The following is a 12,892-nucleotide window of genomic DNA, read 5'->3' on the forward strand; positions in this document are numbered from 1 at the left end:
ACCCCTATTTCCTTGTTTGATATTCAATCCATTTTTGATAGCTTGAAGCGGCGGCAGAGAGCGGATAAACCCACTGACACCTGGCAAGATATAAAATCATTCGTTTTCGAACGGTGAGCTTCGATCGCTCCACTCGTTTGACTGCATGCTGAAAAGCCTCGTGTGTCACCATTTCCCGTATGTGATCAAGCTTTTCCTGGAAGGAGAGGGAATTCTGGCTTTTCCATTCATTGAGCATACAGTGAAGCGTATGATTGACCATAAAAAAATCTAAGGCCTTCTCATACGGAGGCAGTTCATCATACTCTTTTAAAAACAAGCGCTGTGCATGATAAAAGGTCAGTCCATGCTGAAAATACTGCTTTTGGTATCGCTGCACAATCGATGACAGATGAACCCGGTAATAATAGAGAGGCTCATGAACAAAGGCAATGACACGTGATAAAGAAAAACAGCGCAGCGTCACATACTGATCTTCAATGTTCTCAAGCTCACCCCGAAGCGGAAAACGGATGTGGTGTTCTTCGATAAAAGAACGCCGATACAGCTTATTCCATGAGAAACCAGTAATGTCTCCATGTAATATTGCTTCTATTAAACTCGTTTTATCGGCTGATCGATGGGCTAAAAGAGTCGTTGGTATTGTTCGTTTTGATTGTTCAAATTGAATCCAATACTCACTTACAACAAGATCTGCCCCAGTCATTTCGGCTTTTTCATATAAGGCTTCACAGTAATGAGGAGCGAGAATATCGTCTGAATCAACAAAGGCGAAATACGTCCCTCTTGCTTCTTCTATGCCCCGGTTTCTCACAGCTCCTAGCCCTTGATTGGTTTGATGAATCACCCGAAAACGCTCATCACGCTCAGCAAACGCTTCAAGCAATGCTCCGCTGTGATCTGTAGATCCATCATTGACGAGAATGACCTCTATATCTGAAAAGCTTTGATCTGCAATCGATTGAAGGCATTGCTCCACATATTGACTCGTATTGTAGACTGCGACCAATAGACTGATAGTTGGCATTACAGCATGCCCCACCTTTCTTCAAATCTACTTTGTAAAAATCGTTCTATACGGTAAAACAGAAGAATCGAACGGCATCAGCATGATGCTGTACAAAATATAGCAAACAGCGATCCCTACATACATAAAGACATTAGACCGCTGATCAAAAATGCGTGTGAAATATGGCAGTAAAATGAGCTGATATAAACCAAAATAAATATGAAACCTTGCATAAATGACATCCTTTGTTGCAAGAATGCCAAACAAGAAACCGAGCAAGCAAAAATTCACAATGTAATCACTCTCAGGTGTCAGCTCACGAAGTCGTTTTCGATAAAAGAAAGCAAGCAGGAGCGGCAGAATCAATACACCGATTTTTGTCACATTCATCCCATTCGTATTCGTTGTGAGCCATTCCTCATAATGACCATAAGAACTCCCTTGCAGCATCACCACAAACACGGAGATAAAACGGTCATACAGAGCGGTTAAGCCTAAGAAAATCATGCATAAGACAAGCATCATCCATGACCAAGCCTTTGTTCTCACAATAAAATAAACTGGAATCATGATGAGAGCCGATGAATGAAACAACGAACACACAAGAACGAGCGGAAAATACAATTTCCATTCACCATTGATAACGAGCCGGATGGCATAAAAAAGAACCGCAGCCACCATATACTGACGCATCCCATTAAATGAAGCGTAATAATGAAAGGTGCCGAGAAAAAGCAGCATACTGAGCTCAAAGGGCCGTCCATATCGCACCAGCGTCTTGATAATAAAAAAATAGGTGATGACCCCGACCGAGATATACATCATTTGGGGCTCATGTGATAGTTGATTGAGCATCCATAAGATGAACGTAAACCCCGGATCGGTTGCGGCTTTGTCCACACCGAATCCAAATATATGCCAAGGCTTTTCATAGTTAACGGAGAACTCATACATCTGTCCATAGGTCACAAAATCGGTTCCCACTTTGTACCGAATACCAGCTACGATACAAAGAAATAAAAACGGAAAAAACACCAGAAGCTTGTTAGGCCGCCATCCGCTTTGAATGGTATCATCACGCCTGCCGTAAAATGCAGCAAAGCTCGACCATAAATAGACCATGATCATGTTCACCAAATATACCGCCATCTTCCAATCCTTCCTTACAATCCATATACATTCATCACACGTGTGATGTTCTGTTTCACATCAAATCCTCTTTGGCCAAGCTGAGAAGTAATGGTCTCTTGAAGAGGAGGTTCTGCATGATACGCTCCAAGAATCGCTTTCATCCACTCATGTGCTGAATCGCGCAGTGATTTCCGTTTAACGAGTCCGCAGCCTAGATCAACTTCCTCTGTAATGTGATCTGAGATCACACAAGGCAATCCAGATGCCTGTGCTTCCACTAATACAAGCGGAAGACCTTCAAACAAGGAAGGCATCACAAACACATCAAATGCTCTCATATACTGCGGAACGTCCGATACGACCCCGGTAAAGACAATGTCCTCCATTAATCCTGCTTTTTTCGCATACGATTCGACCACTTGTCTCAGCGGTCCATCTCCTACGAGGACAAGCTGAAAAGAGACCCCCTGCTTCTTTAATGCTTGTGCCAGCTCAATGAAAAAAACATGATTTTTTTGCTCATGAAATCGCCCAATATGACCAATGACCAGTTTCTTTTCATGAAGATGAAGCTGCTTTTTCATCTCCACCTTTTCGTCTGGCCCAGGCTGAAAGAAAAGGTTCAAATCAATCCCATTTGGCAAAACCTCAACTCGTCCATTTTTCATTTTTTTCTGCCCGAATAAAAAAACACCGGCATCTTCGCCACATGCGACGAGCTGTGTAGAAAAGGCAAAGATCAGCTGACGAAACCCTTTGAGCATCAAGTGGTCAAGCCAGGTTGAAGACTGTTTCCAAGCCGTATTATGTGAATGACAAATGCGCACCTTAACGCCCGCAAGTTTAGCAGCAAGTGCGGAAAAACCTGTTTGAAAATCCGTATGTGCATGCACTGCCTGATAAGGTCCTGTTCGCTTCATCGTCTTCGCCAATGTTTTCACAAAAGCCAAAGGAGAAGACGCCCCAATACTTGGGACGTAAAAGATGCGTCCCCCGAGCCGACGAATTTCCTCATCATAATCACAGACGTCCTGTCGGTGGGTCATGAAATCAAATTGAAGGACATTTCTGTCGAGTGCACGATAGATGTTCATGATCATCGTTTCTGCTCCGCCGCGGTTCATCCCGCCCACAATATGGAGTACACGCTTTGGCTCACTCATCCCGAATCGTCCTCCTTTTCAACATAGACACCTCCAGCTTCCGCTGATGATAAAGCCTCATGGTCTTCGGTGACAAACAGGCCCGGATCACCGGCTTGAGAGCAAATAAATAATCAAACGGCGACAACTTTAATAGCCAGCATGCTTTTAAAACGAGCCAGGCATTATCCATGGAATATCGGAACTTTCGGCGCTGAAAGGCCGCTTCATCCTCTCTCACAAGGTATAACGGCTCTTGCAAGTTAAAGCCTTTCCTTCCAGCAGCAAAAAAGCGAATCCAAAGATCGATATCTTCCATACGCCTTGTTGTTTTCACAGAACGATATCCATTTAAAGCCTTGTATGCAGAAGCTCTCATCATAATGGTCCCGTGACAAAAAGGAGTTCCTCTTGCCAGCACCTTTCGATTAGGTTCTGAGGCAAGTGCACGTACGCCCTTCGTTCCAGACTCATCAAAAACCGTCATCGCCGTACCGACCACATCATATTCAAGATGTGTTTCGAGGAAATAAACCTGTTTTTCTAAACGTGTCGATGCCGATAGATCATCACCATCCTGTCTGGCGATCAATTCTCCACTCGCTTCAGCTAGACAGCGATTCAGACTGGCGGCAAGTCTTAGGTTGTGTTTATTTCGGATGAGGCGAATTCTTTCAGGATCATGCTTTGTATAAGGCAGTACTTTCTCATAGGTCCCATCTGTTGATGCGTCATCACATATGATGAGCTCCCAGTTTTTATAGGTTTGATGAAGAATCGATTCAATGCTTTCTTCTACTGTCTCTTGGCAATTGTAGACGCCCATGATGATAGACACCTTCGGCTTACGCATGCTGCATCACCTTCTCTGCATGACCCATATAGGTTGTATAAATCCCTTCCATGGCACTCACCGTCTGCTCCTGTGCAAATGCATGAACCATGGAACGCCCCGCTTTTCCCATGAGGTGCAGCTGGTCCTTTTGGTGATAAAGCTGCTGCAAATAATCAGCTAAACCATTCACATCTAGCGGTTTGACTAAAAAGCCGTTCACTCCATGTTTGATAAGCTCACAGTGCCCTCTATTTTCAGTTGCAATGACCGGCTTCTCAGCAGACATCGCTTCAAGAAGGTTCATGCCGAGCCCTTCTCTCAGGCTAGTTGACACACATACATCACTCACATGCATCCATTCCTCGATTTGTTTGCAAAAACCAGCAAATTGGACATGCTGCTCAAGATTCATCTGGCGTACCAGCTTTTCATAGAACGGCCTGCTCGCCCCTTCCCCGGCAAACACGATCTTCACATTCGGTATTTTCCTATACAGCTGTGCACATGCTTTGATGAGCATCCTTTGATTTTTATTGACGTTCAATTCACCAGCACACAGCACGATGAAATCTTGCGGGGTAAATCCATATACTGTGCGAAGGCGTTGCTTTTCTTTGTCATCGACAGGTGCAAACCGCTTCATATCCACACCCATGCCGGGAACATAATGGACAGATGCCTTCTCTTTTGACAGACGATCTGCTCTTTCATAGTCTTCTCCATTAATGGTGATGAGCGCGTCTGTATATTGAACGAGCCATTTCTCAATTGGATAATAAAGCAGCCAGTTTTGAAGCGGCGCCCCCTTCCAAAAGTGAAACCCATGTGCCGTGTAAAGAACCTTCGTCCCTTTTTTGCGCGTGCTTTTGGCTGCAAGCCTGCCAATGACACTTCCCATCGGTGTGTGACAATGGATCAAGTCGTAATGCTCTTTCTCTAGCAGCTTCTTCAGCGCCACATACGCAAGCCGGTTGCGCAAATGAAAAGGGGAGCGCTGAATCGGAATAGAATGAGCTTGATCCACATGCGGCAGCTCCAGCTGACCATTTGCCGCTGTGTGCACTTCCCATCCTTGTTCCTGAAACCACCGGAAGTACGGAAGGTGGAATGCCTTAAAATGATAATCAACCGTTGCGCAAAACAAGACTTTTTTCTTCATTGGCAAGCGTCTCCTCCTCTCTTTTCATCTGTTCAGACAACAAATCATGCGACTCAATGGCAGCAAATAACGCTTGTCTCATTTGATCGTCACTCATCATGTCAAATTCGTGGATAAAGCGGTTCAGCACATATGGATCACCATACAGCGCATGACCGATATGAATTTTCGGGAAAATTTGCTCCTGTGCTTTTTCATGCTGGTTGAGTAACTCCTCGTACATTTTCTCTCCGGGACGAATGCCCGTGAAGGTGATCGGAATCTGGTCTGTAGTGTAGCCTGAGAGGTGAATGAGGTTTTCTGCGAGGTCGACAATTTTCACTGGCTCCCCCATATCTAAAACAAAGATCTGTCTTCCTTCTGCCAGTGCGCCTGCCTGAATGACCAGCCTTGATGCTTCTGGGATGGTCATAAAATATCTTGTCATAGCTGGGTGCGTGATCGTCACCGGTCCACCTTTTTCGATTTGTTTTTTAAAGATTGGTATGACGCTTCCCCTGCTTCCGAGTACATTCCCAAATCGAACGGCCACAAACTTCGTCTCACTGCTTGCCCCCATTTGCATGATCAGCATTTCAGCAAACCGCTTTGTGGCTCCCATCACATTGGCAGGGTTGACCGCTTTGTCAGATGAAATGAGGACGAAGGTTTCGATTCCGTGCTCATGTGCGGCTTCTGCAACATTTTTTGTCCCGATAATATTGTTTTTCACCGCTTCTTTCGGACTGATCTCCATGAGCGGGACGTGCTTATGTGCGGCAGCATGATAAATCATATCCGGCTGAAAATGGCCAACGATTTCACTCATTTTCTGTTTATCTTGAATATCCGCAATTTGTGGATAGAGACTGATGCTGCCCTCATATAATTCTTTCAGCTCTAGTAAAATAGAATGAATGCTAAATTCTCCATGTCCCACAAGCACAATCGCTTGAGGGGCAAACACACAAATTTGACGACAGATTTCTGATCCAATCGACCCGCCTGCCCCTGTCACCATGATTGTTTTTCCTTTTAAATGAACAGATAGACGACTTGTATCTAATTGAATCGGCTCTCTTCCTAGTAAATCCTCTGGCTGTACATCCCGTAATTGATTCAGTGCATGGGTTCCTTTTAAAATCTGCTCCATTTCCGGCATAATCTGTGTTTTGACGCCAGTCGCTACACATTCCTTATACAGCCCTTTTAAGGTGTGGCTGCTTTTGGACGGAATGGCGATGATGATCTTTTGAATATCCATCATCACGACTGCTGTTTGAATATGTTCTTTTCCCCCTAGGACGGGCAGACCCATGATTTCAAGCTTATGCTTCGTCTTGTCATCATCGATGAAGGCGACTGGCTCAATATGGATATCACTCGACTGCTGAAGCTGACGAACAATAATGGTCCCGGCTGATCCGGCACCAATGATTAATGCCCGCTCCTTTTCTACCTGCAGCCGCTTTGCGCCATCATGAAATAGTCTAGATGCCATACGAGATGCCCCGATGAACAAGATATGGAAAAGCCAAACGATGAATAAAAATCGAAATGGCCATGTCTGTACGAAAAGGTACAGCATCGTCATTGAAAATAAAAAAGAACACACAAAGGTCTTCATTAAAGAAAATAGCTCTCTAACCCCTGTATATGCCCATACTTGCTTGTACACGTGAAAAATGTAGGCAAATACATGGTGCCCAATGAGCAGACTGAGCGAAGAAATGACGAGCATTTCAAATGTATATACGGTTAACGCCGCTTCTTGGACAAATTGAAAGCCAAAAAAGACGGAAACTAAGATGAGATATGAATCTAGTGCCACGATAATTGATAATCTTTGGGCGTAAGTCAACGCTCCTCCCCCTTTTTCAACATCACTATTCTTACGTAAAATGGGCATCAAACCCGTCCTCACACCCCACTATTGATGACGAGCATCTAAGGCATCTCATATGCCCACAGCAGGATCGAGTGCCTCCGTTGTTAAAGATCAGGAGACATCACCTATCAATCTTTTTAATACATATACAGCCTGCCCTTTTTCTCTTTCTTTCCATTTAGCATAGCCCCAAGCAGTTTGCCTGTTGTTCCTTCTAATACTTCTTTTGACTTCTTTACGGCGGCAATCTTTGTTTTGCCGCTTAATACAACGAGAATGCTTCCATCCGTACGGTTCGCCAGGATCTTCGCATCGGCAACAGGCAGAAGCGGTGCGGAATCAACGATCACCATGTCATATTGCTGTTCAATCTCATAAAATAGCTGCTTCATCACAGAAGAGGAGAGCAGCTCAGCTGGGTTCGGCGGAATGGTTCCGCTCGGAAGCAGCTCTAAATGCTCAATCGGTGTAGGTAAAATGGCTTCCTCCAAACTGCAGTTATTTAATAGCACGTTGGTTAAACCCGTGTGATGACTCAGGTCAAAATATTCATGAACGGCCGGCTTTCGCAAATCAGCATCCATGAGCAGGACCCGCTTTTTCTGCTGTGCAAAAACAGCTGCTAAGTTTGCAGCCGCAAATGATTTCCCTTCCTTCGGCAAGGAGGATGTCACCAATATGGACTTCAGCCTTGTTTGGATCGATGTGAATTCGATGTTCGTTCGGATCGTACGAAATTGTTCCGCAATGACAGAGTGAGGATTTAATACAGAAATACAGGATAAATCTCTCTTTTCTCTTTTCTTCCTCTTAAAGATCAATGTTCTGTCCTCCCGTTATGACGGACTGCTTGTCTTTTTTTGCCCTCCTGTCTGCTTGCATCTGATAGACACTGCCGAGCGACGGCAATCCGATCTCTTCTCTTATTTGATGTGTTCGTTTTACAGTATCATCGAGTAGATTCATTAAGAAAATGAGTGTAATTCCTCCTAATAAAGAGGCGCCTAGTGCCAGAACGATATGAACGAATTTCCTTGAATTCATAAGAATCGTGTTGGACAGCTTGGCTTCAGACAAAACATTAATGCGATCCATATTCATGGTTTTTTTGATTTCTTCTTGCAGCACCTCTGTTGCGGTATTAGCAATCGCTACTGCCTTCGCGCGATCCTCATCTTGTACAGAAATATTTATGACCTCAGACTCATTTTCTGTACTTGTGGCAATTTTGTGTTTTAATCCTTCAGCTGATTCTGTGAGATTGAGCGTTTCTTTTACTTTTTCAATGACGACCGGACTTTTTAATAGGACTTGAAAGGTACGTGTATATTGAAGGTTCATCTGAATATCGTTTAAATTCGCTTGTGCGTCATTGCTGCGTTTATGAACAAGAATTTGAGTGGTTGCCTGATATACAGGAGTCGAGACATAGAACTGATAGTAGGCCGAAATGCCCGTTACGATCAGGACAATCAGGATCAGAAGGGCCATTTTCTCTTTAATGACAGAAAACAGCTGCTTAAAACCTATATTCTCATTCATAGATACCTCCCGATTTCATCATAAAAAGGTTATATATGGTTTCTTTTTGTTAATGATTGGATTATAAAAGATAATACCCGCAAAGAAAAATGTCATAATAGGTCTTATAGTTCTTTTTAAAGAACAAAATCGTTCGTTTTCTTTTGTTTACTTCCTGTTTCTTACGTTTTTGAATTTTATAAAGAACAATTTATTTCTTATAATGAACGAAAAGGTCGCAGAACTATTCGCAAGGGAGAAGGGAGATCATTTATCGAATGATAGGCAAGGTGATACGCATTTACCGAAAGAGGAAAGGATACTCGATTCAGCAGCTGGCTGAAGATGCCCATGTTTCTAAGTCGTATTTGAGTAAAATTGAGCGTGGTGTCCATCGGAATCCATCTGTCCAGTTTTTAAAAAAGGTATCCTCTTCACTAGAAATTGATTTACAAGAGCTGTTTGATGCAGAGACGATGATGTTTCATTACTCTGAGGGGGGTGAACAGGAATGGCGGGAGCATATAGTCAATGCCGTCCAATCCGGCATGCCTAAAGAAGGATTATATCAGCTGCTCCAAACCTACCGAAAGGAGCAGGAAGAAAAGACGTTACATGTCACCCATAGAAAGCTGACCGATTCGAATATGTCAGAGTGGAAGCGTCTTATGAGTGAAGCGAAAGCGATTGGCTTAAGCATTGAGGAAGTGAAAGCATTCCTCACCAACATGGGAGAACGCCGGTCGTAAGCCTTTCAGGAAGAATCAAATTGCGGGGAGAGGCGTTTGACGCTTCGATGAAAAAGAGCCTTTTATCATGAAAAGGCTCTTTTTTCTCTTATTCTTCTTTTTTTGTTCGTGCTTTTTTCGTAATATCATTGTTTTTCCAATAGGCCCATAGTGATGTAATCCCAAGAAAAGCTAAGGTGATGAATTGCTGAATACCTTCTTCATCAATAGGAATTGGGCTTTTTCCCGCAGCGGTTAGAGCACTGTTAACAAGCGCCAACAAAAGCAACACAAGCCTTGCAATCGTACCTGCACTAATTTTTTGAACTTCCAACTGTATACCCTCCCTTTCCCCTTCACGCGGGCGTTACTGCTCGTTCCCTCTCATATGTATGCAAAAAGCGAATGAATAGAAGAACGAATCAAAAAAAGAGACATCATTCCTATGTGCGGAATGATGCCTTGATTCATGTGCTTTTTATTTAGAAAACATCTCTTTTGCTTCATCCAATGCCATTTTATTGCCTAGTGCTGAGTAATCAAGCCATGGCTGATCAGCAATCGGATATACTTGGTTTTTCTTCACGGCTTTTAGGCCTTTCCAGATCGGTGTCTGTTCTAACTGTTTGAATGCCTGCTGCGCTTTATCATCACGGTTGACGACGACAAAAATAGCATCTGCATCATAGTCAGGAAGAACCTCTTGAGAAATCACTTCGAATGGTCTTTTGCTGTCCAGCTTTTTCACACCATCGACAGGTGTGAGACCTAAATCTTCGTATAAAATAGGACCCATTGGACGCTTCATGCTAAATACTCGAAGCTCCTTTGCTGTCACACGGATCGCCATTACTTTTCCGTTTCCAATCTTATGTTGGATGAGTGATTTCACTTCTTTTGCTTCTTGATTGTAATCCTTGATATATTGATCGGCTTCTTTTTCTTTATTGACGAGCTTGCCGATTTTTTTCAAATGATCCCGCCACGTGCCATCATTTAAATTAAACACTTCGGTCTTGGCAATTTTCTTGTATTTCGATAAGTCTTGTCCAGCTAGTTCTTCATCGACATAAATGACATCTGGTTTTAAAGCAAGCAGTGACTCCATATCTGGATCTGCTGCAATGCCGAGCTTCTTCGTATGGCTCAGCTGCTTTTTCGCATGTGGAAGGAAATCTTTTAAGCCTCCTCCTACGACAGAGCCGGCGGGCTTGATACCGAGTGCTAGTAAGTTATTTGTTAAATGAATAGACAAGGAAGCAACCTTAGGTGTTCCATGATCATTTTGATTTGTCGTATTTTTTGTTTCCTGTTGACCGCAAGCGGCAAGAAGCAAGAAACAGATCGTTAAACCAAACACAAGTAATTTTTTCATGATGGGTTCCTCTTTCATTTTTTATTTCGTTTTTGTCAGTAAATAGAGAAAATAAGGGGCTCCGATAAAGGCCACAACCACACCCGCTGGTATGGCATTTGGAGCAAATATGGAACGTCCGACTGTATCAGCGCTGACCAAAATCACCAAGCCAAGCAGCGCACTAACCGGTAAAAAATACTGATGCAGTGACCCGACAAGCCGCCTGGCCAAATGCGGGGCGACGAGGCCAATAAAGCCAATTCCGCCTGTCATCGAAACACTTGCACTAGCCAGGCCAACAGCTAAGGTAAGCAAAAAGAGGCGTTTACGCTGGACACGTACACCTACACTTGAGGCGACAGCATCTCCTAATGTTAATGCATTAAGCGTGCTTGACTGCATAAGCGTAAGCGGCACAAGGCATACAATCCAAGGCAGAAGCGCTAACACATGAATCCAGTCTCTCCCCCATACATTGCCCACAAGCCATCTTGAAGCAAACGTGTATGTATCTTCATCAAGCTTCAATGACAAATATAAGGTCAATGCACTAAATCCCGCCGCAACCGCGATTCCTACTAGGATCAGCCGGATGGGAACAAGCCCTTCATGCCGGTCATACGCAAGGAGCACGATGACCGCTGCCGCAAGCAGTCCACCACCAAATGTAAAGAGCGGAATAAGAAGAGATGGATTGCCTTCAAGTGCGTGGAAATACGTCACAAAAATAATTAAGCCAAATGCTGCCCCTGCATTCAGTCCAATAATCCCAGGATCGGCCAGTGGATTACGAGATAAACTCTGCAAAATGCCGCCCGCGATGCCAAGACCAATTCCCGCTAGAATGGTCACCACAATTCGTGGCAGACGATAGTCAAACAGTACCGTTTCGCTTTGGAAATCCCCAAAGCCAAATAAGGTTTTGACGACAACGATGGGACTGAGTTTCAGCGTGCCGGTATTTAAACTATACAGCATCACAGCAGCACTCAGACAAAGCAAGACGACTGTCACAACAAGAGCACGCTGTTTCTCCTTCATGACAGGTTCCTCCCTTCTTTTCTAGCAATATATAAGAAGAAAGGAACACCGACAAGTGCCACCATCACGCCAATGGCAAGCTCTCTTGGCGGATTCACTGTGCGGCTGGCAAGATCAGCGAAGACAAGCAGCATAGCGCCTAAAATCGCTGACATCGGAATGACGAAACGATAGTTTACACCAACCAGCCTGCGTGCAATATGCGGGATGACGAGCCCGACAAACCCAATGGACCCAACTGCTGATACAGAAACCCCTGCTAATAAAACAGCAGCTGCCATTCCTAGTATTCGCACTTGTCGTGTTTTCACCCCTAAATTCGCCGCTACATCTTCACCGAGCGATAGTAACGACAGTGAACGCCCTAATAGCATCGCCCATACGATCACAATCAGAATGACCGGGGCGAGAATCGTCAGCTGCGGCCATTTCACACCAGCCACACCGCCTGCATACCAAAAAGCCAGATCCTGACTTAAATCAAAATAAATGGCGATTCCAGAGCTGAGCGCATGAAGCAACGCGGCAACAACTGCTCCCGCAACGGTCAGGCGCAGCGGTGTCAATACACCACCAGCTGCCCCAATGGCAAAGATGAGCAGCGTACTCAGTACAGCACCGATAAAAGAAAAAAACATGAGTGCTGAATAAGGCATGCCTGGGAAAAAAGCAAAACAGAGAGCGACAACAAACATCGCACCGCCATTAATGCCCAAAATCCCCGCATCTGCCAGCGGATTTCTTGTGATGCCCTGCATGAGAGCACCCGCTACAGCAAAGGCCGCTCCAACAAGGGCTGCCCCTAGAACACGCGGAAGTCTTAATTCATGGATGATCTGCTGCTCTGTTACATCTGACTGGTAGTCAAATACAGCTGTCCAAACCGTTTGCAGAGACAATGTTTTTGCACCGTATGAAACAGCAAAAAACATAGCAGTAAGCAAACCAATGACTGCGAGAAAAAATATCAAAAAGAACAGAATACGTGATGATCGTTTTTGTTGAGGTGTTTGCTTATCGTGCAAAATCGGTGTCATCCTTTTCTTCATTAAAGTCAATTTGAAAATGAGAATCATAATCATTAAAATTATAGCCGCCAGCC

13 protein-coding genes are annotated in these 12,892 nt (G+C 44.2%); 1 reads left to right on the top strand and 12 read right to left on the bottom strand.

Features of this window, described 5'->3' with window-relative positions; translation table 11 throughout:
- Positions 1–4: 4 nt before the first annotated feature.
- The 8 genes from ACSLGF_RS10650 to ACSLGF_RS10685 form a co-directional block, all read right to left on the bottom strand.
- The gene (locus ACSLGF_RS10650; protein ID WP_456005154.1) at positions 5–1,027 is read right to left on the bottom strand and encodes a glycosyltransferase family 2 protein; all 1,023 of its coding nucleotides are present in this window, start codon (positions 1,025–1,027) and stop codon (positions 5–7) included.
- Positions 1,028–1,054: 27 nt separating this feature from the next.
- On the bottom strand, positions 1,055–2,158 hold the full coding sequence (locus ACSLGF_RS10655) for an EpsG family protein (RefSeq protein ID WP_456005157.1): 1,104 nt from the start codon (positions 2,156–2,158) through the stop codon (positions 1,055–1,057).
- Positions 2,159–2,172: 14 nt separating this feature from the next.
- Complete coding sequence (locus tag ACSLGF_RS10660) at positions 2,173–3,303, bottom strand: glycosyltransferase family 1 protein (RefSeq protein ID WP_456005160.1); 1,131 nt, start codon at positions 3,301–3,303, stop codon at positions 2,173–2,175.
- The gene (locus ACSLGF_RS10665; protein ID WP_456005163.1) at positions 3,296–4,135 is read right to left on the bottom strand and encodes a glycosyltransferase family 2 protein; all 840 of its coding nucleotides are present in this window, start codon (positions 4,133–4,135) and stop codon (positions 3,296–3,298) included. Before ACSLGF_RS10665 ends, ACSLGF_RS10660 begins: the two co-directional genes overlap by 8 nt.
- On the bottom strand, positions 4,128–5,276 hold the full coding sequence (locus ACSLGF_RS10670; protein ID WP_456005165.1) for a glycosyltransferase family 4 protein: 1,149 nt from the start codon (positions 5,274–5,276) through the stop codon (positions 4,128–4,130). The genes ACSLGF_RS10665 and ACSLGF_RS10670 overlap by 8 nt, the downstream gene beginning before the upstream one ends.
- A complete protein-coding gene (locus ACSLGF_RS10675) occupies positions 5,242–7,116 on the bottom strand; it encodes a polysaccharide biosynthesis protein (RefSeq protein WP_456005167.1) in 1,875 nt (624 codons plus the stop codon). The genes ACSLGF_RS10670 and ACSLGF_RS10675 overlap by 35 nt, the downstream gene beginning before the upstream one ends.
- 164 nt (positions 7,117–7,280) lie before the next feature.
- Positions 7,281–7,964 carry a CpsD/CapB family tyrosine-protein kinase gene (locus ACSLGF_RS10680; protein ID WP_456005169.1) on the bottom strand — a complete coding sequence of 228 codons (684 nt, stop codon included), beginning with the start codon at positions 7,962–7,964 and terminating at the stop codon, positions 7,281–7,283.
- On the bottom strand, positions 7,954–8,685 hold the full coding sequence (locus ACSLGF_RS10685; protein WP_456005172.1) for a YveK family protein: 732 nt from the start codon (positions 8,683–8,685) through the stop codon (positions 7,954–7,956). Before ACSLGF_RS10685 ends, ACSLGF_RS10680 begins: the two co-directional genes overlap by 11 nt.
- A 257-nt stretch (positions 8,686–8,942) precedes the next feature.
- Here ACSLGF_RS10685 and slrR point away from each other — a divergent pair, with 257 nt between their 5' ends.
- On the top strand, positions 8,943–9,413 hold the full coding sequence (gene slrR, locus ACSLGF_RS10690; protein ID WP_456005174.1) for an HTH-type transcriptional regulator SlrR: 471 nt from the start codon (positions 8,943–8,945) through the stop codon (positions 9,411–9,413).
- Positions 9,414–9,501: 88 nt separating this feature from the next.
- Here slrR and ACSLGF_RS10695 read toward each other — a convergent pair whose 3' ends face one another.
- The 4 genes from ACSLGF_RS10695 to ACSLGF_RS10710 all read right to left on the bottom strand — a co-directional run bounded on the left by ACSLGF_RS10695 (position 9,502) and on the right by ACSLGF_RS10710 (position 12,722).
- Positions 9,502–9,726 carry a phage holin gene (locus tag ACSLGF_RS10695; protein ID WP_335373289.1) on the bottom strand — a complete coding sequence of 75 codons (225 nt, stop codon included), beginning with the start codon at positions 9,724–9,726 and terminating at the stop codon, positions 9,502–9,504.
- A gap of 144 nt (positions 9,727–9,870) precedes the next feature.
- On the bottom strand, positions 9,871–10,770 hold the full coding sequence (locus ACSLGF_RS10700) for an iron-hydroxamate ABC transporter substrate-binding protein (protein WP_456005254.1): 900 nt from the start codon (positions 10,768–10,770) through the stop codon (positions 9,871–9,873).
- Positions 10,771–10,788: 18 nt separating this feature from the next.
- Positions 10,789–11,790 carry a FecCD family ABC transporter permease gene (locus ACSLGF_RS10705; protein WP_456005176.1) on the bottom strand — a complete coding sequence of 334 codons (1,002 nt, stop codon included), beginning with the start codon at positions 11,788–11,790 and terminating at the stop codon, positions 10,789–10,791.
- Entirely contained in the window at positions 11,787–12,722 is a 936-nt protein-coding gene (locus ACSLGF_RS10710; RefSeq protein WP_456005256.1) for a FecCD family ABC transporter permease, read from the bottom strand. Before ACSLGF_RS10710 ends, ACSLGF_RS10705 begins: the two co-directional genes overlap by 4 nt.
- Between the last annotated feature and the right edge of the window lie 170 nt (positions 12,723–12,892).

The organism is Bacillus sp. A015 (assembly GCF_053851875.1).

Coding starts and splice junctions, on each gene's coding strand:
- ACSLGF_RS10650 (WP_456005154.1), bottom strand. CDS start 1,027: ATGCCAACTATCAGTCTATTGGTCGCAGTCTACAATACGAGTCAATAT.
- ACSLGF_RS10655 (WP_456005157.1), bottom strand. CDS start 2,158: ATGGCGGTATATTTGGTGAACATGATCATGGTCTATTTATGGTCGAGC.
- ACSLGF_RS10660 (WP_456005160.1), bottom strand. CDS start 3,303: ATGAGTGAGCCAAAGCGTGTACTCCATATTGTGGGCGGGATGAACCGC.
- ACSLGF_RS10665 (WP_456005163.1), bottom strand. CDS start 4,135: ATGCGTAAGCCGAAGGTGTCTATCATCATGGGCGTCTACAATTGCCAA.
- ACSLGF_RS10670 (WP_456005165.1), bottom strand. CDS start 5,276: ATGAAGAAAAAAGTCTTGTTTTGCGCAACGGTTGATTATCATTTTAAG.
- ACSLGF_RS10685 (WP_456005172.1), bottom strand. CDS start 8,685: ATGAATGAGAATATAGGTTTTAAGCAGCTGTTTTCTGTCATTAAAGAG.
- slrR (WP_456005174.1), top strand. CDS start 8,943: ATGATAGGCAAGGTGATACGCATTTACCGAAAGAGGAAAGGATACTCG.
- ACSLGF_RS10705 (WP_456005176.1), bottom strand. CDS start 11,790: ATGAAGGAGAAACAGCGTGCTCTTGTTGTGACAGTCGTCTTGCTTTGT.
- ACSLGF_RS10710 (WP_456005256.1), bottom strand. CDS start 12,722: ATGTTTTTTGCTGTTTCATACGGTGCAAAAACATTGTCTCTGCAAACG.